This is a genomic window from Candidatus Nitrosocosmicus sp. FF01 (assembly GCF_047711275.1).
In the GTDB taxonomy this organism is placed as follows: Archaea; Thermoproteota; Nitrososphaeria; order Nitrososphaerales; family Nitrososphaeraceae; genus Nitrosocosmicus.
On the sequence record NZ_JBLNIG010000003.1, the window covers coordinates 111,003 to 135,015 of the forward strand.

A 24,013-nucleotide genomic window follows, 5' to 3' on the forward strand; every position below is an offset into this window, starting at 1 on the left:
TCATTTTCTCTCGGCCACATTGTTTTTTATATACCAAGAATAAAATTCCTTCAGAGCCAATTTCCTGTGCGAATATTTGTTCTTTAATTTCAAATCCATCTGAGCAAATGCGCGGTCCATATCTTCTGGAATAAAAATGGGATCAAATCCCCATCCTCCTTCAAACATTTGTTCAGATATAAATCCATCAACTTGGCCGTCAAAGGTTTTCAGATTTTTTCCATCATAGTAAGCGATTAAGGATTTGAAGGTAGCTTTTCTACTTTTTTTGTTCTTGAGTAAATCTAATATACCAATATTTCCTATGGTATCATACACATAAGAAGAATATACCCCTGGAAAATTGTTAAGGGATTCAATAAATAATCCATCATCTTCAACTAACACCTCATTTCTAATCAAATCAAATGCATGATTTGCTTTCGCTTTAGCTACTTCCGATAAAGAGCTCGACTGGATCTCCAACAATTTTAGTTTCTTGTGCTCTAAGCGTAATGGAGTCGAACTGAACTCGGATAATAATTTCTTAATTTCTTTAAATTTATGTTCATTGCTACTTACAAAATACATAGGTCATGTTTGTAATAGAGAATCAACTATTTTTGCATAAATTTCGGATAAATCAATCAAAAGACAAAATATTAAATTTATATTCTATTGAGAGCTAATTCCTTTTGATTTTTGAATACTGAGAATTTCTTGTTAATGTTAGGCTGGCTGGGTGAATTGATTTTTGCCAGCTGGATACTATCTTATGGTGCAGAGCATCTTTCCATGAGATTTGGTGCGAAATTTGTGGGCAGAACGCTTCTTTCGGTAGCAACTACCCTTCCTGAAATTGCAATTGTAATGTATGCTGCGTCGGTTGGATTGTATGAGGTTGCTATTGGCGCAGGATTAGGAAGTAATGTATTGATGATGACATTAGGACTTGCCTTGATGTTACTCATAGCTACGACGAAACTTTCTAAGGCACCTCTAAAAAAGATAGATGTGAGTACTTTTAAAATCGATAAAATATTTTTGTTGGCTTCAGCGTTAATAAGTGCTGTTTTATTACTAGATGGATACAATTTCATTGATGGATTTATTTTCGTGGGTATGTTTGTTGGTTACGTGTTGATTGCTTATATTGAAATGAAGAGAGAGCAGAAAGTTGGGCAAGCGGCTGTAATTCAGACTGCTGATAACAAGTCGATTTCAACACCCGCACATGTAATGACTTCGAGAAACGATATGACAAAGGCAATTTTGGCTTTCATAGCTGGAACTATCGGTATAGTAATTGGTGCTGGACCGTTTATTCACTCCTTGCAAACATTTTCTGAGGATATTGGAGTTTCTACTATTGTCTTGGCTGTTATTATAAGTCCTATTGCTGGAGAAATGCCTGAGAAGATTTCCATGATGATTCTGGCTCGGAAGGGAGCAGCTGGTGCTGCAATCGCTATTGCAAATGTGCTAGGATCTAAGATCTTGAATAACTCTCTTTTGCTAGGTGTAGCGATTATTGCTGCAATGTATCATGGGGGATTCTTTACAACCATACATAACAGTGAATTGCTTTGGTTCCAGATGGTCTTAGCTACTTCAATTACTGTTGTTGCTTTAATACCATTGTTTAGGCGGCACATAGGTATACATGTTGGAATATTTTTAGTGGCTTTGTATATCTTGAGTATAGTAATTCAATTCTTTGCCCCAGGGGAAATAAAACCCCATTAATTTTCTGCGTCAAAGTGTCCTTAAATTCGGTGAAAATTTCATTATAGTGTGAAAAATACATTAATTTCTTAGATAGAAAGATAATATAATTTATCATAACTGTATATTTCTATAAAAAAATTATATGTAAATCTTAAAAATAACCCTATGCTATTACTTTCTAATGAATTTTAATAAATATGCAGCAGGGATATTCGTTCTTGCAGGGATTCTATCCTTGTTTTTGGCCAATGGTGGAAATTCAATCTCACAATATGCAAATGCTCAATCTACGGGTGAGCAAATTGGTGATACAATTGGGGGAGCACTAGATGAGTTAGGTGAGGGAGTAGGCAATGCAACAGAAACACTGACCGAAGCTGGTAGTAATGCAACAGAGTCAATGAGCGGAGCTATAAATGAAACTGGTCAAGCAGCAGATAACGCAACTACAGTTGACGAGAGTGCAAGCCAAGCAGCTAGTGAAATGGGACAAGCAGCAGATAACGCAACTACAGTTGACGAGAGTGCAAGCCAAGCAGCAAATAATACTGCCAGCGAAATGGGACAAGCAGCAGATAACGCAACATCAACTGGAGGAAACGCTACAAATTCCACATCGGAAAATCCTCTGGATATGTTAATGAATTTATTTAAATAAATAATTGAATAATAAATAAATTCTTTATTAAATATCACAATTTTTTTCTTGTTTTTAAAATCTCCTCAATATCTTCGGTTTAAACAACTCTGGATGTTCCTTTAAATGGATTATTTTTTGCAAGATTTCCTTCTTATCATTGGGTAAGGTTCCACCTATGGCATATACATTTGATGCATGATTAGCCCTAAAAATTGAATCATTTTCTAAATTAATATCTGATATCAGATTATATAACTCATCTAAAACTTCATTGTCTTTTAATGGCAAAAAAGTTTCTCCAAATTTTTCGTAGAATTCTTTTTCAATGTTTGGTTCCATGTACAAAGTTAGTGCGCCGATATAGTTTGGTGCTATATTACTAATTACTTTAGCTGTATCTCTGGCATGATCAGCGCTGTAAGTCTTGCCTCCCAATCCTAAAATTATCATACAAGATAGAATAAATCCTGCGTCCTTTGCCTTCTTGCAACTCTCGATGATCATATTAGATGTTGCACCTTTTGTAACCTTTTTTAATATCTTGTCATTACCACTTTCTATTCCCAAATAGACCATGTCTAGGCCTGCAGCTTTGAGTGATTTCAATTCATCAGCAGATTTTTGAAGCAAATTCTTTGGCATGGAATAGCACGATATTCTCTCTATGCTTTCAAAAGTTCCTCGAATCCTGGTTATTACACTAATTAATTTTTCTGTTCCTAGATTCAACGCATCTCCATCAGCCAAGAAGACCCGTCGAGTATGAGGGAAATGTTTTCCCATTAATTCGATTTCACTAAAGATCTCCTCAAGGGGCCGTTCAGAATAATTCTTCGTCCTATACATATCACAAAATGAACATTTATTGAAAGAACATCCTAAAGTAACTTGAAAAATTAGTGAGCGCGATTCAGACGGCGGTCGATAAAGTGGGTAATCATATGCGAGTTCCATTGTTTCTATCTACCTTTCCCGGATAATTAATTTAACCTTATTTAGAATCTTACAATTCTACCAAAACTTGAAGATTTAGCAAAATGAGTCGCTCTGAGTGACTCGCTTATAATTCAAAACGCCCAAATTAAAACTGCCGAAAGCAAGAGGCATTCCTCATTAATCAACTTTCAGATACCTTTTGTCGTCTGAGGAAATCAATCTTGTAGTAGTTCCCTACCAGTTAGCTATTAATTGGGTCAGTTCGTCGCAGGGTCATCATCGTTTTTCTCAGACTGGAGCAGCGAATTACTTCATCCCCAAACATTCATCGTCATAAAATTGACTTTACAATTGTTTATTTAAAATATGTCATATGACAATTAAATCTTTGTCAAACCTATGAAAATTAAGATAATCAAATTGATTTTCTGTTTTTAATTTTCCTTTAGAATTTTTTTTACTTGTAATGCATAAACTGTCCTCGATCCTGATCCCAAATTTATTCTCCATATAAATTCCTGGTTCGATAGTTATGGTCATATTTTCTTTGATAGGAGTAGGAGTGTCATGTCTTATCCAGGGTAATTCATGTACCTCTAGTCCTATTCCATGACCTGTCGAGTGCACGAAAAATTCACCAAATCCAGCCCCTTCAATAATTTTTCTACATTCTAGATCAATCTCCGCAAGATTGTTAGTCGTTTTAATACGTTGGATTCCTTTTTCTTGAGCATTTCTCACTATCTCGTATATGTCATGTTCCTTTTTTGATATCTTTCCCATTCCGAACGTTCTAGTTGCGTCAGATACGTAATGGTCATAACTTAATGTAATGTCCAAAACTACTAAATCACCGGTTTTGATTTTCCTTGAAGAAGTTTCAGCATGAGGAAACGAACCATTTGGCCCACTAGCAACAATGAGTGGATTGGATGTGAATTGATAGCTGGGGAATCTAGCACCCATACGGAGTGCCTCATATACTAGGGTTGATTGAATCTCCTCTTCGGATTTATTTATCTTGATTTCTTTCTCTGCAATTTCAAAGAGCTTATCGATTACTCTTGACGCAATATCGATTGTTTCTATTTCTTGTTTATCCTTGATTTCTCTAATTTTTCTAAACTGTTCTGAGCCTGGTATTAAATTTCTCCTTCCAACTTGCCTAGCAATGATATTCGCTATCCAATAATCACTTCCACCGTAATAAACAAAGTGCGTTGATCCAATAAATTTCAAAAAGGAATCGATCAATCCTCGTCCCCTTTCTGATGATACTACATCACATTGCTTTGAAGTTCTTAATGCTCTTAAACTTTCTAACCTTGGAACAATTAGCTTACTACTCAAATCGTCGAAAATGAGCAACAATCCTTCTCCCCAGAAACCTGTATAATAATAGATGTCTTCTGGTCTATCAATTATTATGATCGGTTTTTTGTGATCATTAATTTTAAGTGGATTTGGTTCTAAGGAATCCAAGAGTTTTTGTTTTCTGGTATCTGCTCTTATCTTGTCCAACAACTTGTAAAAATAAAACGTTGAATTACTTATAAATAACGGGAAAGTATCCTGTAATTTTGAAAGTCGGAATGGAATACTTAGTTATGTTGCCTGGCCCTACCAATGTTCCTAATCGAGTCATGAATGCTATGTTAGCTCCTGTAATTAATCATAGGAGTGTAGACTTTAGAACTTTATATAAGTCGATTACAGAAAAAACACAAAAGCTATTTCAAACTCAGAGCGATGTAGTTTTGTTATCTTCGTCAGGGACGGGTGCAGTAGAGTCATCTGTAGTAAATCTTATTAAAAAAGGGGATAAAGTTGTGATCCCTGTTAATGGCGAATTTAGTACAAGACTAGCTGACTTGATCGATAGCTGGGGAGGCAATTCGATTAGGATCGAGTCACCTTATGGTGAAAACCCTCCATATGGAAGATTTGAGGAGGTATTTGACGAACATAAGGACATAAAAGCATTATATGCTGTATACAATGAAACGTCTACGGGGACCACTATTCGCTATATGGATAAATTGGGTGACCTGTGCAGTAAAAACGACACTTTCTTCGTAGCAGATTCTGTATCAATTCTTGGGGGAGATGAGTTACCTGTAGATAAATGGAATATTGATGTATGTGTGACTGCATCACAAAAAGCAATTGCCGCACCGCCGGGCGTATCTCCTATCTCTGTTAGTTCAAAAGCAAAAAAATATATCCAAGAAAATCCGGCACCCATTCTCTATTTTAACCTTAAAAGATATTTTAAATATTATGAGGAACATTTTGAAACACCCTTTACACCTGCCTTACCACTGGTTTATGCTTATGATGAGGCTTTGAACCTCATATTCGAAGAAGGACTTGATAATCGTATTAATAGACATAGAAAATGTGCGACTGCTTTCTACGAGGGTTTGGGAGCCATGGGACTTACTCCCTACGCTAAACCCGATGCAAGGAGTAATGTGGTAATAGCTGTGAATTATCTTGAAGGTGTTGATGATAAGAAATTTAGAGACCTATTGTCTGACCAATTCAGAGTTTTGGTGGCTGGTGGTTTTGGAAATCTAAAAGGGAAAGTGTTTAGGATCGGATCAATGGGAGAGGTTAACAAATATCATGTTGTAAGGACCCTTTCTGCAATTGAATCAGCATTTCAAATGATGGGTATAGATGTTCCCCCTGGTTCGATAAATAAAGCAATCGCCGACCTCTAAAGAATTTTTCAACTTTTTGTCAAACTTAATATATGGAAACTTTATAGCGAATTTTATGACATTAGAAAAGGGTTCTCTTATTCTATTAGATTATACTGCTAAGATAAAAGATTCTAATGAAATTTTTGAGACTACAAGGATAGATGATGTGAAAAATAATCCTGATTTTGATCCTAATAAGAAGTATGAGCCACGATTATTGGGCGTAGGTGAAGGCTGGGTTTTAAAAGGATTGGATGAGGCGTTACTCGAATCAAGTATTGGTACTCCTTTGAATATAGAAATTCCTCCTGAAAAGGCTTTCGGAGAACGAGATCCATCAAAAGTTAGGATGATCCCTTTGCGAAAACTGGGAGAAAAAGCAAACGAAGTAAATATAGGAGATGTAATAGAACTGGATGATAGAATTGGCATTATAAGATTCATCGGTTCTGGACGTGTGCAGGTTGACTTCAATCACAAGTATGCAGGAAGGACGCTTGTATATGACGCTAACATAGTAAAAAAATTAGATAGCGATGATGAAAAAATTTCCAACCTGATTAGACGTCGTTTACCAATTGATACCGCAGAGATAAAATATGAAACTAAGGATTCAAATTTGGAAATCTCTCTCCCTGAGAGCACCTTTCTAATTGATGGGATTCAAATAATAAAACGAGGCATATCAGCGGATATCTTCAAATTCGTTCCGTTATTAAAGAGTGTAGTATTTATCGAAAAGTATGATAATCCATCTTCAAAAACTCCAGCATCTTCGTCCGAAATAGAAACGGCTGATAAAACTGAAGCAAATACAAATACCGACCCAGCTCCTGAATCTGCGGATACGGAGACCTCCAAGACGAAGAGTAAAAGTGAAGGTAAAAATACCAAAGGTACAGAAGCTGAAAATTCTGAAATAGAAAAACAATAATACTAATGGGAAGTTTTTCCCGTTTCTTATTTCTAGTCCAAAATTCCTGTCTCAGATAAAATGTTCTGGCATTGATCCTTGCTAAGTTCGACCCTATTTAATATAGTAAAACGTTCAGGTCGAATTTTCCTTGCCAGATCCATTGCTTCAATCAGTTGATCTTTATCCACGCTAATTTCCCTAGCAGTTACGGGTCCACCCAATCTCTGCAGCGCATCTTTTATTTCCGCCCAGTTCAATCCATGCAATCTAGCCATTATAATTGTACTCAGACCAACTCTTTCACCATGTAAGCCGCAATTATTTTTTGTGATAAATTCAAGCGCATGACTCAATAAGTGTTCAGATCCTGAACAGGGTCTGCTGCTACCTGCAATCCCAGCTGCAACGCCCGAGCTGATTAGCCCCTCAACAATCGTCCTTGTAACTTGGCTAGATATCTTTGATCCACTTATCTCCTTCGAAATGTCTATTATCATTCTTGACCCTAAATATGCTAACTTAGCGGCATACTCACCGAAATATTCATTATTAAAATCTCTAGCTAATTCCCAGTCCCTTACGGCAGTAGTCTTTGCGATCAAGTCACCACAGCCACTAACAAGTAGCCTGTAAGGGGCATTTGATATGACTTCTAAATCACAAATAATCTCTGATGGAGTTTCAGTCATTATCGAATAAGGTCGTTTGTTCCCTTTTAAAGAAACAAAAGGACTAGATATCCCGTCATGAGATGCAGAAGTGGGTATACTTATGAATGCAATCTGCAATCTACTTGCAATAAGCTTGCCCAAGTCGATACATCTTCCTCCACCTAAACCAATTATGATCGATACTCTTTCCTTTTTTAGTGAATTTGTAATCTTATCTGCCAACTGAAATGATGCCTCTTGGGCAATAATCCATTCATATTCTAGATTGCAACTAATTAAACTAGACTCTAAAGAGCTTGCTACTTTTGTTTTGACATTTGGACCTGTTATGATAGCTATCTTCTTGGCATTCGAGTTAGATTCTTTGATGAGTGTCCCACAATTTTGTATAACATTGTTGCCTATGATTACCTTTCTTGGTAACTGCATTATATGAGTTGAATGATAACTCATTTGAACGTAAATAATTGAGAAAATTTTTGAAAAAACTATAAAAGTTTTTTTAAGTTATTCTTCTGTCTTAGCTTCTACCAAATCTGCCGTAGCATAACCTCTTCCGACTCGAGTGATCTTAACTTTCACCTTGTCTCCTACCTTTGTATTCGGAACAAAAATAACTAATCCTTGAATCCTTCCTACACCTGCATCTCCTCTTTTACTCATCGATTCTATATCGATTTCATGTTCTTCTCCTGCATTCACTGGAGATGGCTTAAAAAATCTATTGTAGCTTCCGCCTCCATTATTATTACCTCCTCCATTCTCATTTCTTCTGTTAGAAAATCTTCTTTGACCATTGTCGCCTTGTGATATTTGCTCTATTCCTGATGGTTGTGATTCACTGTTTTCCAATCTATATCAGTACTTTATTATAATATCATTGGATATTTCAACTTTGATATTTTGGAGTCCTAGAATTCAAAGTATATTAAAATACTTTTTTATATATCATAAAATAAATGCAAATCTCGTTGCAGTTGGAAGGTTTATGTAAGGATTTCATCGAGGTCAGAAATAAGACGATGGAGCTATTTTCTCCTTTGTGCATAGAAGATGCAGTTATTCAATCCAGTGACTTTGGGAGTCCTCCAAATTGGCATATTGCGCATGTAACTTGGTTTTTCCATAAGATACTGGAGAAATACTGTAAATTATCCTTATCATTAAAGGGTGAATATGATCTTTCATATCTGAATTCCTATTATCAAAAATATGGCTCTATTTTAAAGAAAAGCGATCGGGGAAAATATCCACGCCCTACAGTTTTGCAAACTATTAAGTACAGAAAAGAGATAGAGAAACTATTCTTGGATTTTTTGAAAGGGAATAATTCTAATTTAGTGGACAATCCTTCTGGTTTGATCTGGGATATACAAACTGCAATTAATCACGAAAGGCAACACCAAGAGTTAATGGTATATGACTTTCAGTATTACTTCAGTCGTTTCGTCCATGAAAACGATAATTATTTTCCTAAAACCAGATCCTCTATAACAGTGTTAGAAAAAGTGCAAAAAGATATGATTTTTATTCAAGGAGGGATTTTTGAGATGGGATTTAAAGGAAGTGAATTTTGTTATGATAACGAACTCCCTCCGCATAAAGTCTATCTAAACGATTTCAAAATTGACAATTCTCTGGTAACGAATGGAGAATTTATGGAATTTATTGAATCGGGAGGATATCAAAACTATCGCTACTGGTTAGCCGATGGATGGGATCTGGTAACAAGAGAGGACTGGAATTCGCCATTATACTGGAGTTTTGACAAATATAAGAATAAATGGATAAAAAAGGATTTTAGAGGTGTAAATGAAATCAGAGAAAATGAACCTATCACAAATATAAGTTACTACGAGGCAGATGCCTATTGTAAATGGGCTAAGAAACGATTGCCGACAGAAGCAGAGTGGGAAAAAACCTCCTCTTGGGATGATTCAACTAAGGTAAAAACGCTCTATCCATGGGGAAATACTGAGATAACTATCGAACATGCTAATTTGTTGGAAACGTCTGTTTGGCATCCTACAGAAGTAGGGTGTTTCCCTAAAGGAAAAAGTCACTATGGTTGTTATCAAATGTTAGGGGATGTATGGGAGTGGACCTCTTCGGAGTATGCTTTATATCCTGGGTTTGTTTCTAGATTCGAAGAATATACTGACAAATGGGCTATAAATCAAAAAGTCCTCCGTGGCGGATCCTTTGCTACGCCAAAAAAACAAATTCGCAACAGTTATAGGAACTATTTTAAACCGCATGAAAGAATCCTTTTTTCTGGTTTTAGATGTGCTGTAGATGCCTAATTTTTTTTGGATACTCTCAGTATGAGTTTCCTCAATTAATGATATTCAGTCTTACCTTCTTCATCATGGTAATATCTTTGCTCTCAACCCCAACCATTAGATTATAATTACCAGGCGGTATCTCTCTGACAGGTTTCAATAAGATACTGAAACTAGCGAATTTGGTATCGCTATCCGTGAAATTCTGGTTCATATTGATGTGTAAAACTTCTGGTTCTATGGTTGCTTCAAACCCATTAATGTCACCATTAGGGGTAAACGTACCAGAAATAACTGGTTTAAGTGTGATATTATCTTCATTCGTAAAATCTGACCGGATAGTTAAATCATTACCTTTCAAGTTTTTTATCTTTGCTTGAACATCTATTCTTACAGTTTCGCCATTAATTCCACCACTGATATTAGAGTGGTTTGGGGTGACTGTTAATGAAATTGGTACTGTCTTTTCTAGATCTACGAATCCTATTTTGTTTTCTGACTGTTCAGTAAACCATATTTTAGAAGTATAATTACCTAATGTAGGTGACGTCTTAGATTCTATATCGAACTGCAACACATTCGAATATCCACACTCAATATCTAAGTTATTTGGATCACAAACGGAGTAAAGTATGTTTTGACTTGGTACCCAATATTCGATCATTGTCTCATTACCGGGGAAATATCTTGCTATTTTATTTCCAACGTGTTCGTTTGTAACTATGCTTCCGTCATTAGTGGAATCGATCCAATAAGGCAAGGAATTTTCATAAATATGTAATGATTTATTGGATGTATCTTTAAAATCAACACCGTAAATTCTGGATGACAGGGGTGATGTTACAATATGCTCCATATCTGATGGTGTTAGAGTGACTGATTCTCTAGGAGGATCAATCTTATATAAAGAACTAGTGGCATGATCTGTTATCCAAACAGTGTCATTAGAATCTAATGTGATACCTGTAGGGGATCTAAAAGAATCCGGTAGTTCATACAGGGTAAAATTTTTATCCCCCAAGTTGTATTTTATTAACACTCCTTTCTTCTCAAATGCCAGAGCAGTTATCCATATGTTTTTTTTGGCATGATCGATTGCGAGTGACCCTATCCCTATTTCATATTCAGGAATGCCTTTAAATAAGCCATCAAGAGGAATTGGTATCTCTTCAATTCCAGTTGATGTACCGTTCGTCATTCGGTCTGTATAGCCATGCCATAATGACAATGACCTTATCCCTACAAAATACATATTCTTATCATCCATAAACTCGATAGAAACAGGATATGCAGTGGAATAACTGTTTGAATAAAATGGTATAACAAATTGTTCAAACTCTTTTTCATTTTTGTTGAACTTCCAAAGTGAGTTTAACTTCTCATCAGTAAACCAAATATTATTTCCTGACTTGTCTAGTTTCAAGTCCCAACTCCAAGAATTCCCTGCTGGGAGGTCTCTGGAAAACCAGTTAGGTATTTGATAAGTCTTAAAAGTTTGATTAGATGGGATATACTCAAACAACGTACCATTTCGAGTTCCGATGAACCATACTTTGTTATCTTTTTCGTCGAAGGCTATTGAAATTGGGATGCTACAAACTTCAGGCACTTGAATCTCCTCTATATAAAAATTTGAGTTTATGTCATCGACTTTTCCGCAATTCCATTTTTCAAATTCAGCTATTTGATTTGGAGGCTGTGTTGGCAAAATTGAGGCATTCGCAAAATTTAGTGTAACTGTCAAGGCATTATGATTTGAATAAGAGATTAGAAAAAGTAAGAAACTAAATAATAATGAACAAAAAAAAATTTGGCTCTTTCTCAAGTATTATGTTATTGACATATCTTTTTAACTATAAACGTTTTTTGATGATGAGTCATTTGATATCCGATTTTATTATATACTCAAATTAAGATTATTTTTGTTTTATCACGGATATTCTTACCTCAAAGGTCAATAGTAAACGATAGTGAACATTTGATCCTCAAATTATAGCGTGCATACTTGATTAAAATCACAATAAATCGTTATCATTAAGAGTCCAAGACTCTTATTTAATATTTATTTACTTGAATTGAGTATCTAGCCTTCCAGAAAATACCGCGAGTTAGCATAACTTATATTTTGGATTCAAGGAATTGCCTGCATATGGCAAAAGGTTCCAGACGAGGGGGCAGAGTTCGTGACAAATGGAGAGATAAGCAGTGGATTGTAGTGAATGCACCACCAGCTTTTGACCAAGTCCCTCTTAATTATATTCCAATTTCCGATGTAACAAATGCAAAGGGCAGAGTAATCGAGAATACACTTTATGACATGCTCAAGCAAGATCCAAGCCAACATCAAACAAAGATCTTTGTACAAATTGATCGAATAAACTCAGGAATTGCATCTACCATCTTCAAAGGACACGAATATGCTAAAGAGTTTTTAAGGAGCTTGATCAGACGAGGTAGCTCGATGATAAATTTTGTAGACGAATATACCACTAGTGATGGATATATGTTCAGAGTTTCAGTCACTGCCTTTACTCAAAGGAGGATAAACTCGGCAAAAAAACATGAAATTAGGTTATCAATGGACCGAATATTGAAGGAAAAAATTCCTACTCTTTCCTTAAATGACTTTGTAAAGGACGTAACAATGGGCAAAATGGGGTCCGATATGATGGAAGAAACAAAGAAAATCGCAATTATCAGACATGTCGGGGTGAGAAAGACTAAATTGATATCATCACCTCTACAGATCGAAGACACCAAAATTAATTCTGAAAATTCGGAGAACTTGGAAGAGCTTGAATCCTCGACGACTAATGAAATCAACACAAATACCCAAGAAGAGCTTGAATCCTCGACGACTAATGAAATCAACACAAATACCCAAGAAGAGCTTGAATCCTCGACGACTAATGAAATCAACACAAATACCCAAGAAGAGCTTGAATCCTCGACGACTAATGAAATCAACACAAATACCCAAGAAGAGCTTGAATCCTCGACGACTAATGAAATCAACACAAATACCCAAGAAGAGCTAGAAAGATAGAATTAAAACTTAAAACATTGTTTTCATCTCTTGATATTTCAGTACTTGCTCATGCTACTGAGGATGAAAACAAAATCACAAAGTTTATCCTCGAATATTTCGGAAAATCATTAAATTCTAAACAAGTCGAAACAGTAAAGACTGAGGGTCATTGGAAAAATCCAATTACACGTATCAATATTATACTGTTACTATTTGTAGATGAATATTTTGGGAACATAATGAATGCGTTGATCACCTTATATGGCAAGGAGGAACTAGATCGATACCTCACTAATAATGTTGATATGAAGGGATCGGTTTACTTTAGACTAGATAAACAGAAGCTTTGTCTAGGGAAATTAGAACTTTCAGATAATGATGCAGTCAGAATAATATTTAGACGAAAAGGAAAATTTGAAAAATAAGTAAAATGACTCAAAATCCCGGAATCATTGATTTGTCTGTTAATTTTGAATGTGATGACCAGACTATTGCCTTTATTAGAGAGTTTTTGTGTATCAGCAAGATTGGTTTAGTGAGCAAAGGAGTTAATATCTCAAATAGAGATTCCGTAGTATTAAAAATTAAAAAAAGCGATATTCATAAAACAAAAGAGACTTATGGATACACGTATTTGGTATATGAGAATCTTGATGATAGAATAGATCAAAAAGGTGCGGGATATGATGTTCTCGAAGTAGATAGTCCTATACATTATAGATCTATGTTTCAAAAATTGGCGGGAAAAAATATGGGATTTGAAATACTAATTTCAAATCTAAAATATCGTAATTCTTATGAAGTAGGAAAGTGGTTTTCTGATGTAAAGTATATCCATTATTTGTGTAAAAAGTATGGACATCAGCTCATATTATCAAGCGGTGCAAGCAATATATACGACTTGATATCAGCTAAACTGTTTAATTCCTTCTTAGTCAAATTAGATATCTTGCCGCGTGAATATTGGTTTAGTCTTAATAAATGGTTAGAGGACAAGAACCGAGGAATTGTATATGACTTTAACTAAGAAAAAATTCCGGTACATAACAATATACGTTCCATATGATCCTCCGCTAGATCCTGGAAAGTTTTTTGATGAGTTTTCGAGAAGATATACCGAGGTCTTTGGTGCAATCGAGTATTTTAATTCTTTGAGCCGTCTAATAAAAACAAAGGATTTTAATAATAACATCTTTATTCTGAAATGCAATCTTGATTCCTTATCAAGCACATTGATTTCTTTATATCTTCTTCATCAAGAATTAATCATTGTTTCTATATCTGGAACTCTTAAACAAGTAAAGAAGAATACCAATCTATTTAACAAAAATTTTGCTGGATCACAATTACTAATCAAAAATCCATCATTTGAATAAATGTGACCATTAATAGCTAAGTATAAACATGTCGCGAATCTACTAGCAATGATCCAAAACAATGTTCAAGTCCCAATCACCAAAATCGCCTAAGACAATGAAGACAGAAAATTCAGAAGATGTTTCACATAAAACGAAAGAGGAAGGTAAGGTAAAGGCAGTCGCATTGTTATCTGGAGGCCTGGATAGTCAGTTAGCAGTTAGAATGGTGAAGGAACAAGGCATTGAAGTTGAAGCAGTGGCCATCAAAACACCTTTCTGTGATTTTGACTGTGGCAAAGGATGCGGACACAAGGTTCTGGAAGTTGCAACCGAACTCGATATTAATATCAAAACTGTATACTTAGGTAAAGAATATCTGACTATGTTAAAGAATCCAAAACATGGTTACGGTTCGGGGATGAATCCTTGTATTGATTGTCGAATGATGATGTATGAAGAGGCAAAAAAACATATGGAAAAAATCGGGGCTTCTTTTGTTATTACAGGGGAAGTGCTACACCAGAGACCGATGAGTCAAAACTCAAATGCCTTATCGATTATTGAAAGGGGCACTGAGATGGAGGGGAAAGTCTTAAGACCCTTATCAGCTAAATTGTTGACACCTACGACTCCAGAAACCAAGGGCTTAGTTAATCGTTCTCTTCTAGGATCAATTAGGGGACGATCGAGGAAAGGACAATTAGATTTAGCTACCAAATATGGAATATTAGATCCTCCCAACGCTGCAGGAGGATGTCTCTTAACCGATCCACATTTTTCAAAAAGGGTAAGAGATTTGCTCAAATATGTCATATCTGAACCAAGTCTTAACGATATGGATCTTTTAAAAATTGGAAGACACTTTAGATTAGATCCCATTTCTAAACTTGTTGTAGGTAGGAACCATGCTGAAAATGAAATGCTCCTTGCTTATTGTCAGGACTTTGATTATTTGATTCAGCCAGTATTGATACCTGGACCAGTATCTATATTGAGATTCCATAAAAAGGCTGATATGCGTAAACATAAGAAATTGCTTCAATTGGCTATTATGATAACATTACGCTATTCTGATACTCTTCAAGGTAAGATTTATGAAGTACAAGTTATCCAAAAAAAGAGAGGTTGGAAAAAATTGATTTCGTCACAGCGATGCGAGAATGATGAATTTGATGCATTTAGGATCTAAATATGACGGTAGAATCTACTTAACTAATCCTTCAATATTTATATTAATCATTTGTTTAATAATTGATAAACACAATTAATAAAATGCCATCTAAAAGCCCCTTAAACAAACCTATTTACCTGAAAACATTTACTTTGCGAGATGTAAAGGACATTAAAGAGATTGAAAAAGATATAGAAAGAAATATGATAATCATAATAAGAATTACTCCATTGGCTCAAAAGGATGTCGACGATCTTAGAAATGTTGTTGAAAGCCTATATAATTCAGTTACCTCCTTGGGTGGAGATATGGCTAGGTTAGGTGAAGAGAGGATAATATTGACTCCCCCTGATGTAAAAATTTGGCATGGTTAAAGTAGTCGAATGTTGAGAGGTGGCTAATTTACAACATCATTATAATAATCTCATTGCTTCCTGATTTTGCATGTATTGAGTAGAGATATTGTGGACTTTGCTTGAGTAGCTTGAAAAGTTTTGGACCTTAGCCCTTTCTCCATGATTAACAATTATTTTCTTTAGCTTTGGTTTCAATCGTGAAATATAAGCATTAAGCTGATTGAAATCCGAATGTGAATTTAATGAATAGATGCTTTCAACTCTGCATTTGATTTCAATTTGCCCTTTTTCATTTGAAAATATTCTCTTCCCATCAATAATTTGCTTGGCAATACTGGTTTCATTTGGTTTAGAGGTAAAAATAATCAGGTTATCTGGATCTGTTGCTAACCTCTTCAAATAGTCGAAACTGTGAATACAATTAAGCATTGATGATGGGTGTATTACTATCCCAGAGTTAAATTGTTGTCTTTCGATATCCGTAATAATAGTAATCGACCTTGATCGAAAAGGGTTGTACTCATCTGACAAAATACTACTATGCAAATCCTTATTAAGGAACTCGGAATCAAATTCATGTATTGAATTTATTTCTGATAGTAATCCATCAACAAAAATTTTGCATTTCTTGATCTTCTTCTGTCTTATTAGTTGATCCAATGTTACTATCATTTCTTGAGAGGTTCCTATTAATTGAGTTGGCATAAGGATAATTTTCTTGGTTTTTAATACTTGATTTATTTCATCAATAAGTTTTAACTCTGCCTCTTCCCTTGTCACAAAAGAATCTTCTCTTCCGCCATTAGTGCCTTCTATTAGTATGGTTTCTACTCTGGGAAAATTCCAAACCGCATTCTCTAAATATGAACTCTTTCCAAACTTAAGATCACCCGTATAAACGAAATTGTGATCCCCGTTACCTATATGAAAGTGAAAAGAAGTCGATCCTAATACATGACCAGCGTTATATAATGTTACCTTAATATCTGGAGTGAGGTCGGTAACGATATTGTAATTCAAATATATAATATGTGAGAAAATCTTTTCATAGTCTTTATCATCATAATTCGCATACTGTCCATTATTCTTTACGTGTTCTTTGAATAGGATGTACATTAAATATGCAGTAGGCTCGGTACAGTAAACTGGACCTTGGTAACCGTATTTGAACAATACTGGCAAAAATCCAGTATGATCGAAATGAGCGTGACTTAGCAGTATTGCATCAATATCTGACAACTTCAAGCCTATAGAGTCAAATCTTGGAAACTTCAAAAGTGGATCGTTAGTATAATCATTTAAACCACAATCGAGAAGTATATTGCTCTCATTGGTACTAAGTACAATGGCGGACCTACCTATTTCAGCAAATCCGCCCAATGATATCAAACTAGTTTCAATATTTGAGGTCATTTTTTCTCGGAATATTTTTTCGCCAACTCTTTTGAAAAATTGAATTCTGTAGTCCGAAGAATCCTTAGTTATTTTATTTATTGCTTTTATGGTGGATACTATTTTAGGAGTTTTTTTAAATATTATCTTCCACCCTGTTTCTAATGTTAGTTTATTAATCATATTTTCAAGATTGCTTGTTTCTAAAAACTTTTTTAAGAATATGGTTGCCTCACCAAGGGCAGGATCAAAAAGGATATCAGAAATATTAGATTTTTCCCGGATATATTTTCCTACCATCTTTTTAACTCCTTCTTCTTCAATCCTTATCGATTCGTCTATTCGCAATACTATTCGCTTTTTAATTTGTGCAACTATGTTCGGAAGGATTTTGCTATTTTCTAGTAAAAACTTTGGATTATTGGTGTGAAGAGCTATTCTTGGGCCCTCGTATTCTATCTTGGTTAAAGAACATTCTCGCGGCAGATTTTGAAGAATAGTTGCCATTACGGATTGCGCATCTTGCATATTGGGATTAGATTCAGACGACCTAGAGTACATGTTTATCCCAGTTCTTAACGAAAATCAAATAGTAAAACAATTAATAAAGAACTCTTTTGTATAAAAACCTATTTACAATAATTGGTTATTTATTTAACATATTTATATCTTGACACCATGATTATATAGTTAGTAATATGGCCGACTCTTTTGATAGTATGGTTTTTTCTTCATCATTAATAATATTTCTTGCTGCGTTGATTTCCATTTTCGCCTATGAATATTTATTTAACAAAGGAAAAGGAAAAGAATTTGAAAACACTATTGGAGCGACAAAACTAGGAAGGAAGGCATCCAAAGTCAAAACCAAACAACAATTTGATAAAGTTGAATGATTACGCTCAAACAGAACAATTAATTTTAGCAAAGTTTGAAAAAGAATCTTTCAAACAATTAACATCAATTCAAGCACAATCTTACAAAGTAATCGCGCGAAAAAGACATTCGCTATTGGTTGCTCCTACGGGGTCCGGGAAGACCGAAGCTGCTATAATTCCTGTTATTAGTATTTTAAGTGATGAAAAGAAATGCATCAAAGAAAACAGTGGAATCAAATGTTTGTACATTACACCGCAACGTTCTCTAAATAATGATGTCCTTAGGAGAATAATTAAGTATTCAACATCAGAAAATTTAGGTGTAGAAGTTAGACATGGTGACACTCCGTATTCCAAACGTAAAAAAATTATCCAAGATCCTCCTGAGATCTTAATTACAACTCCTGAATCATTGGGAATAATGTTGGTCAATGAGAAAATGAGTGATTTACTGAAGACAGTACAATGGGTGATTATAGATGAAATACATGAAATAATACCCTCAAAAAGGGGCGCTTATCTTTCCTTGGCCTTGGAGAGACTAACGTTGATTACTTCGACGTTTTGCAGAATTGGAATTTCAGCCACGGTAGGAGATATTTCAACCACTGCTAAATTTTTAACTGGAAGCCGAAGGAAATGTGCGATCATGATCGATAGAACACTGCGAAAATATGATCTCGAATTAAGGCATATTGAAGGGTCGATAAAAGAGGTTTCTGGTTACATCCTAGATTATGTGACTACCAATCATCCAATGTCTTCTGTTTTGCTTTTCACTAACACTAGGGATGAATCAGAATTTTTGGGTACCGTATTAAAAAGTCAAAATACCATCGATATACATGTTCATCATGGTTCTTTATCCAAAGATATTCGAGAGGAAACAGAAAATTTTTTACGAAATGGTTTTGTGGGAATTGTTGTATGCACCTCATCTTTGGAACTAGGTTTAGATATCGGTTCAATTGATCTCGTAATTCATTATGGCTCCCCAAGGCAAGTTTCCAAATTAATGCAGAGAATTGGCCGGAGCAGGCATTCTCGTAATGCATCGGCAAAAGGATTGATCCTAACTAATAATTATGATGATTATATTGAATCATTGAGCATAATTCATCGAGTGAATAGAGGTTCGATAGAGGATCAGTCACCTCATGAATGCTCGCTCGATGTATTAGCACACAACATAGTAGGTTCCGTTCTACAAAGTAGGGAAAAATTAAATTTCAAAAATCTTTTTGAGATATTTTCCTCAGCATATCTTTTCAGATCTCTGACTTTTTTTGATTTTAACGATTGTATAAATCTTTTAGCCAATAATTATATTCTTAGGTTAGATAGAGAAAATAATCTCATATGGAGAACACGAAAAACATACCTTTACTATTATGAGAATGTCTCCACAATTCCTCATGTAGTAAAATTTGAAGTAATTGATTCTATATCTAATAAGAGGATAGGAACATTAGATCAACAGTTTGTGGGCGACTATGGGGAAAAAGGGAACGTTTTTGTATTAAAGGGTTCTCAATGGAGAATTTTGGCTGTAAATGAGGGAAAATTTCAGGTGCATGTTGAACCACTTAGCGGTGCCCCGATAAACATCCCATATTGGGTTGGCGAAATGATTCCTGTTGACTATGAGACTGCGAAGTTGGTTGGAAGAGTAAGAGGAAGCCTGAACTCCTCTCAGCGATTTCAAATGAATGTTTTAAAACAAGTGGACCTGCAACTTGTTACTAAACTATCTGATTACATGAGTCCCCTCCTTATAATTCCGGATTCTCATAATATCGTTATTGAGGCTATGCCTTCGGATAATTTAGTAATCATACATAGCACGTTTGGCTCGAAAATAAATAACACTTTGGGATCTCTTTTTTCTACATTTATTTCTTCAATGACTGGATACGAGATCGAATATCGATCCGATCCATATAGAATCCTACTAAGCTCAGCAAATGCCCGACTAAGACAAAATCATGTATTTTCTCTATTTGATAACGATTTTGATATCGAATCTGTTTTAATAGCTTCCTTTACAGGTACCTATAACATAAATTGGAAAGTTTGGATGATTGCGAAGCGATTTGGGATAATCGACAAGCGCTCTATTTACGACAAGAGAATGGCCCGCATGATATATGAGAAATACCGAAAAACTTCTATAAGCAAAGAGTCCATTCGGGAACTAATTCATGATAAATTCGATATTGGTAATACTTTAGTCATAATTAATAAGATTAAAACAAGCTCCATCAAGATACACTGGTTCGAAAACACTAGATTTTCGGGGTTATCTCAACCTATTCTAGCCAAATCGAAGAAGACAATTTCATCACCCCAAGGTATGGAGAGTGGAATTCTTGAGTTGATCAGAGAGAGATTGACAAGAACTAAGCATAAATTAATTTGTGTAAGATGCGCGAAATGGGAACGAGTTTATGAAACCCAGGAGGTCCCCGAAAAAATAGGGTGTCCGTTTTGCAAATCAAAGCTGATTTCGGCTACTTTTTGGAAGGATACTGATTTAAGAAATATTGTTAGCCGGAAAATGATTGGGGCTAGCCTTACCAAGGATGAAATGAATAAATTTGATAGAGCGTGGAAATTGGCGTCGCTAATTAATAACTTTGGGAAAATGGCAATCTTTGTTTTATCTGGACATGGTATTGGTGTTGACACTTGTGCAAGAATCTTGCGAAATTATACTGATGAAGAAAATTTGCTGAAGGCAATTTACGAGGCGGAGAAACAGTATATAACAACGAGAGGATTTTGGGACAGCTAAGTTACATGAATGTATGTATATGTAATATCTTTCCTAATTGATACTAGCTGACTTGTACAATTTCTGAGTAAGGCTTCAATGACAACTCTATGTTTCCTTCTCTGCCGTTAACTGCAACTGCTGCCATAATTTTTATTCTTTCTCCTATCTTGAGTTGACTTACCAAACTACTGTTCTCTCTCCATCCTACAAGCCTAATTTCACCGGTGTCGTCACCTACTATTGTATCAGCTACTGTAATCAATTCTCCACTTTTAGTATTAACTTCTGAGGCATTTGGCATTTGAAGAACAATGGCTTCTACAATATATGGTCTATTTATTGTGCCAATATTCTTGATTTTGATTTCGAATTGCTCAGCTCGCGGAAATTCTTGCTCATTATTCAAAACTTGAATAAAAGAGTCTTGTTCGGTAAGTTCGATTGTGTTACCTAATATCCTAGTCGGATAACATTCAATTATATCATCATAATCTATATTCGTTTCAAAGAGTTTGGTATTTATCTTCAAGAAGTATGGTCTACTTTCTCTATCTATAGCCATAGATAATAACTTACCATCATTTTTATCGATTCTTTTTGAAATTACTCTTAAAATATAGTTTTCAATGGGATTTTCCTCTTCTAATAATTCTATCACGGTTCCTTCGTCTCCATGAATTTCCAAATCGCCATTTCCAAAATTAGGATTACCGACTTTGGTTTTAACTCCTATCAATTTTATTTTGGAGTTATTTGTTAATGTCTTTGGAACGCTTTCTTCAGTTATATTCCAAATCACACACCGGATCTTACGTGTACCTTCTTCATTTGATAACTCCAAGTGCAAGGACTTTGAGTGTTCTCCTCTACTATTGGTGAATTCAGAGATTCTGGGATCTGAACTAATATTACCTACTATTACCAAATTGTCTTTGGGTGTTGACAAATCATCGATTGTTACCGTGATTTCAGATAAGGTAGGGATATGATGTTTAGTATCATCAATTATCAAATCAATAGAACCACTGTTGCCTAGATTCACTATTGGTCTATTATCTAATCCCGACTTTACTTGGCAATTTGATACCTTGATTAAATCTCCTTGTTTTAAATTAAGTTGTTCAGGAAAATCAACCAGATCATCCCAAAGTTTGATCCTGATACTAGAGTCCTTATCATATATGGATATAATTCTATTTCTTGATTCTTGATCTGAATCTCTCTTTAGAAATGTTCGGATAGGATTTATAGTTATTATTCTACCAATTATTGTAATATCACGAGCTCCTATGAAAATATCTTTTATCTTGTATTCTGTCTTTGGAGATTTTTCCAAAGATATGCCCAAATCTGCAGCTACCAAAAACAAAGCTCCTTGGTCAGTTAAGTAGCCTGCTCCAACATTAGCTTTTTTTTCTTCAATCATTTCCTTTAGTTTGTCAAAATCAAGTTCTTGGTTCTCTTCTAAAATTATTTCAATCATTTTGTTGTAGTCTAATGTCAATTACAGTGATCTATTTCACTATACATATTTTAATTTAAAAAAATTTTCTAATATTGATTAACAATTTCCGAAAAACATCAAGAACAACTATCATCAGTATCGCCCAAACGTACTATTTATTTGTTCTTAAAATATTGCATTATTTACTTAAATATTATTAAAAGTAATACAAAATTGTAATATTTCTCCTTTTTCAATGTAAATGTTTTATTTCTAGATTCGATTTTGGACCAAACTTGATTCACTTCGAAACAAAATTTCATATCTTGGCAATAAATTCGCATGCTTGTGATTGATTACCCCTAAAAACGATGATTTGCTCATAAAGAGTGTGTAGCAATATTTCATCGTTTTTAAAATCTCGTACCATTACAATATTTGAATACCGAGTTGAGATCTGAAGCGCAATAGAACCTAAAATTTTCCTATTATCTATTTTGGCTTAAATTTATTCATTAGATGGGCCTTATTTTTACGGAAATAGAAAAAGAGTGAGATTCCGACCAATGAAACAATTATGGATATAATTGGAAACACGAAATTTCCAAGGTTTCTATCCTTCTCTGGAATCGTGTTGTTTTGAGTGCTATTGTCTATAGACTGATTATTTGCTAGAGTGGTATCAGTTCCAATTATTTCGATTATTTTTGTATTTGATCCAAATTCCACCATTAATTTTCTACTTTCTGTATTGTTGGGATATTGTACCGCTGATATATTGCCAATCGTACTATTCAAAATTGGTTTCCCTTTATCGGGATTTTTTATCTCTAAAAATTTAGCTGGCTGATCATCTGCCAACACTGTAAAATTCTTGTCATTGCCGTTTACCTTGGAATCAAGAATAATCCTTGGTATGTCTATTATTAGATTGCCTTTGTTGCTATATGACGATATTGATAGTAATAGGGTCCGGTTATCCTCAGAACTCGAAGTTAATTGAATATAGTCCAATGTACCACCACTTAGCTGTAATGATAAATTTTCTGTATTATTGTCAATCAGAATGGGTACATGAAATAGAGAATTAACTTCTCCGATGGGGATATTTTTCTCATTTGCTAGAGTGGTATCAGTTCCAATTATTTCGATTATTTTTGTATTCGATTCAAATTCCACCATTAATTTTCTACTTTCTGTATTGTTGGAATATTGTACCGCTGATATATTGCCAATCGTACTATTCAAAATTGGTTTCCCTTTATCGGGATTTTTTATCTCTAAAAATTTAGCTGGCTGATCATCTGCCAACACTGTAAAATTCTTGTCATTGCCGTTTACCTTGGAATCAAGAATAATCCTTGGTATGTCTATTATTAACTTGTCTATTTTTTCATTAAGGGAATTAATTACAAGAATAATACTTTTTTCTTCGTTATCATAATTTATATTGGAAACAGGGTTTCCTAAACTGGATATCTTAACAGGAATAATTGTATTACCTACCATCATTTGATAATATATATCATAAGACAAGTTTGAGACATTGGTCTTAGCTGTCTCAAAGGTCGTATTTTTCGCGTCATAATTCTCATAATTAGATTCGGGTTCGATGGTTGAGTTAACTAAATTGGAATCAAGCATAAAATAGAAAACACTCAAACATGCCAATCCAATTACTAACCATGCCATAGACTGATAGTCTAGGATTGAATTGCTGACCAGCGAATTTCCATTTTTCCACAACCGT

22 protein-coding genes are annotated in these 24,013 nt (G+C 34.8%); 13 read left to right on the forward strand and 9 right to left on the reverse strand.

Annotation, left to right across the window (positions count from 1 at the left end):
- Positions 1-570 carry an RdgB/HAM1 family non-canonical purine NTP pyrophosphatase gene (gene rdgB, locus ACMT7R_RS10685; RefSeq protein WP_415311835.1) on the reverse strand — a complete coding sequence of 190 codons (570 nt, stop codon included), beginning with the start codon at positions 568-570 and terminating at the stop codon, positions 1-3.
- Positions 571-681: 111 nt separating this feature from the next.
- On the opposite strand from rdgB, the gene ACMT7R_RS10690 reads away from it, so the two are divergent.
- Together ACMT7R_RS10690 and ACMT7R_RS10695 are read left to right on the forward strand one after the other, a co-directional pair.
- Positions 682-1,725 carry a sodium:calcium antiporter gene (locus ACMT7R_RS10690; RefSeq protein WP_415311836.1) on the forward strand — a complete coding sequence of 348 codons (1,044 nt, stop codon included), beginning with the start codon at positions 682-684 and terminating at the stop codon, positions 1,723-1,725.
- 163 nt (positions 1,726-1,888) lie between these two features.
- Positions 1,889-2,365, forward strand: coding sequence for a hypothetical protein (locus ACMT7R_RS10695; protein WP_415311837.1), 477 nt, complete (start codon positions 1,889-1,891; stop codon positions 2,363-2,365).
- 54 nt (positions 2,366-2,419) lie between these two features.
- Here ACMT7R_RS10695 and ACMT7R_RS10700 read toward each other — a convergent pair whose 3' ends face one another.
- On the reverse strand, positions 2,420-3,301 hold the full coding sequence (locus ACMT7R_RS10700) for a radical SAM protein (protein ID WP_415311839.1): 882 nt from the start codon (positions 3,299-3,301) through the stop codon (positions 2,420-2,422).
- Positions 3,302-3,652: 351 nt separating this feature from the next.
- Positions 3,653-4,804, reverse strand: a complete 1,152-nt coding sequence (locus ACMT7R_RS10705; protein ID WP_415311840.1) for a M24 family metallopeptidase — start codon at positions 4,802-4,804, stop codon at positions 3,653-3,655.
- Positions 4,805-4,875: 71 nt separating this feature from the next.
- On the opposite strand from ACMT7R_RS10705, the gene ACMT7R_RS10710 reads away from it, so the two are divergent.
- Positions 4,876-6,009, forward strand: a complete 1,134-nt coding sequence (locus tag ACMT7R_RS10710) for a pyridoxal-phosphate-dependent aminotransferase family protein (RefSeq protein ID WP_415312197.1) — start codon at positions 4,876-4,878, stop codon at positions 6,007-6,009.
- Between the two features lie 55 nt (positions 6,010-6,064).
- Positions 6,065-6,925, forward strand: a complete 861-nt coding sequence (locus tag ACMT7R_RS10715; RefSeq protein WP_415311842.1) for an FKBP-type peptidyl-prolyl cis-trans isomerase — start codon at positions 6,065-6,067, stop codon at positions 6,923-6,925.
- Between the two features lie 32 nt (positions 6,926-6,957).
- Here ACMT7R_RS10715 and ACMT7R_RS10720 read toward each other — a convergent pair whose 3' ends face one another.
- Together ACMT7R_RS10720 and ACMT7R_RS10725 are read right to left on the reverse strand one after the other, a co-directional pair.
- Positions 6,958-8,031 (reverse strand): sn-glycerol-1-phosphate dehydrogenase, encoded by a 1,074-nt coding sequence (locus ACMT7R_RS10720; protein ID WP_415311844.1) that lies wholly within the window; start codon positions 8,029-8,031, stop codon positions 6,958-6,960.
- A 54-nt stretch (positions 8,032-8,085) separates the two neighbouring features.
- Positions 8,086-8,430, reverse strand: a complete 345-nt coding sequence (locus ACMT7R_RS10725; RefSeq protein ID WP_415311846.1) for a TRAM domain-containing protein — start codon at positions 8,428-8,430, stop codon at positions 8,086-8,088.
- A gap of 107 nt (positions 8,431-8,537) precedes the next feature.
- On the opposite strand from ACMT7R_RS10725, the gene egtB reads away from it, so the two are divergent.
- Entirely contained in the window at positions 8,538-9,881 is a 1,344-nt protein-coding gene (gene egtB / locus ACMT7R_RS10730; RefSeq protein ID WP_415311848.1) for an ergothioneine biosynthesis protein EgtB, read from the forward strand.
- Positions 9,882-9,912: 31 nt separating this feature from the next.
- Here the strand turns inward: egtB and ACMT7R_RS10735 are convergent, their stop codons facing one another.
- A complete protein-coding gene (locus ACMT7R_RS10735; protein ID WP_415311849.1) occupies positions 9,913-11,604 on the reverse strand; it encodes a hypothetical protein in 1,692 nt (563 codons plus the stop codon).
- Positions 11,605-12,009: 405 nt separating this feature from the next.
- Here ACMT7R_RS10735 and ACMT7R_RS10740 point away from each other — a divergent pair, with 405 nt between their 5' ends.
- From ACMT7R_RS10740 to sepF, 6 genes are all read left to right on the forward strand, one after another.
- A complete protein-coding gene (locus ACMT7R_RS10740) occupies positions 12,010-12,906 on the forward strand; it encodes a hypothetical protein (protein ID WP_415311851.1) in 897 nt (298 codons plus the stop codon).
- Between the two features lie 17 nt (positions 12,907-12,923).
- On the forward strand, positions 12,924-13,313 hold the full coding sequence (locus tag ACMT7R_RS10745; protein ID WP_415311853.1) for an RNA-binding domain-containing protein: 390 nt from the start codon (positions 12,924-12,926) through the stop codon (positions 13,311-13,313).
- Positions 13,314-13,318: 5 nt separating this feature from the next.
- Complete coding sequence (locus tag ACMT7R_RS10750; RefSeq protein ID WP_415311855.1) at positions 13,319-13,915, forward strand: hypothetical protein; 597 nt, start codon at positions 13,319-13,321, stop codon at positions 13,913-13,915.
- Positions 13,902-14,264 (forward strand): Rpp14/Pop5 family protein, encoded by a 363-nt coding sequence (locus tag ACMT7R_RS10755; RefSeq protein WP_415311856.1) that lies wholly within the window; start codon positions 13,902-13,904, stop codon positions 14,262-14,264. The genes ACMT7R_RS10750 and ACMT7R_RS10755 overlap by 14 nt, the downstream gene beginning before the upstream one ends.
- 97 nt (positions 14,265-14,361) lie before the next feature.
- Positions 14,362-15,435 (forward strand): tRNA (5-methylaminomethyl-2-thiouridylate)-methyltransferase, encoded by a 1,074-nt coding sequence (locus tag ACMT7R_RS10760; protein ID WP_415311858.1) that lies wholly within the window; start codon positions 14,362-14,364, stop codon positions 15,433-15,435.
- A gap of 83 nt (positions 15,436-15,518) precedes the next feature.
- Positions 15,519-15,791 carry a cell division protein SepF gene (gene sepF / locus ACMT7R_RS10765; protein ID WP_415311859.1) on the forward strand — a complete coding sequence of 91 codons (273 nt, stop codon included), beginning with the start codon at positions 15,519-15,521 and terminating at the stop codon, positions 15,789-15,791.
- Positions 15,792-15,830: 39 nt separating this feature from the next.
- Here sepF and ACMT7R_RS10770 read toward each other — a convergent pair whose 3' ends face one another.
- Positions 15,831-17,726, reverse strand: coding sequence for an MBL fold metallo-hydrolase (locus tag ACMT7R_RS10770; RefSeq protein ID WP_415311861.1), 1,896 nt, complete (start codon positions 17,724-17,726; stop codon positions 15,831-15,833).
- A 137-nt stretch (positions 17,727-17,863) separates the two neighbouring features.
- On the opposite strand from ACMT7R_RS10770, the gene ACMT7R_RS10775 reads away from it, so the two are divergent.
- Together ACMT7R_RS10775 and ACMT7R_RS10780 are read left to right on the forward strand one after the other, a co-directional pair.
- Positions 17,864-18,061, forward strand: a complete 198-nt coding sequence (locus tag ACMT7R_RS10775) for a hypothetical protein (protein ID WP_415311863.1) — start codon at positions 17,864-17,866, stop codon at positions 18,059-18,061.
- Positions 18,054-20,837, forward strand: coding sequence for a DEAD/DEAH box helicase (locus tag ACMT7R_RS10780; protein WP_415311864.1), 2,784 nt, complete (start codon positions 18,054-18,056; stop codon positions 20,835-20,837). The genes ACMT7R_RS10775 and ACMT7R_RS10780 overlap by 8 nt, the downstream gene beginning before the upstream one ends.
- Positions 20,838-20,880: 43 nt before the next feature.
- Here ACMT7R_RS10780 and ACMT7R_RS10785 read toward each other — a convergent pair whose 3' ends face one another.
- Both ACMT7R_RS10785 and ACMT7R_RS10790 read right to left on the reverse strand, forming a co-directional pair.
- Positions 20,881-22,323 carry a hypothetical protein gene (locus tag ACMT7R_RS10785; RefSeq protein WP_415311865.1) on the reverse strand — a complete coding sequence of 481 codons (1,443 nt, stop codon included), beginning with the start codon at positions 22,321-22,323 and terminating at the stop codon, positions 20,881-20,883.
- A gap of 432 nt (positions 22,324-22,755) precedes the next feature.
- Positions 22,756-24,009, reverse strand: coding sequence for a hypothetical protein (locus tag ACMT7R_RS10790; protein WP_415311867.1), 1,254 nt, complete (start codon positions 24,007-24,009; stop codon positions 22,756-22,758).
- Positions 24,010-24,013 lie beyond the last annotated feature (4 nt).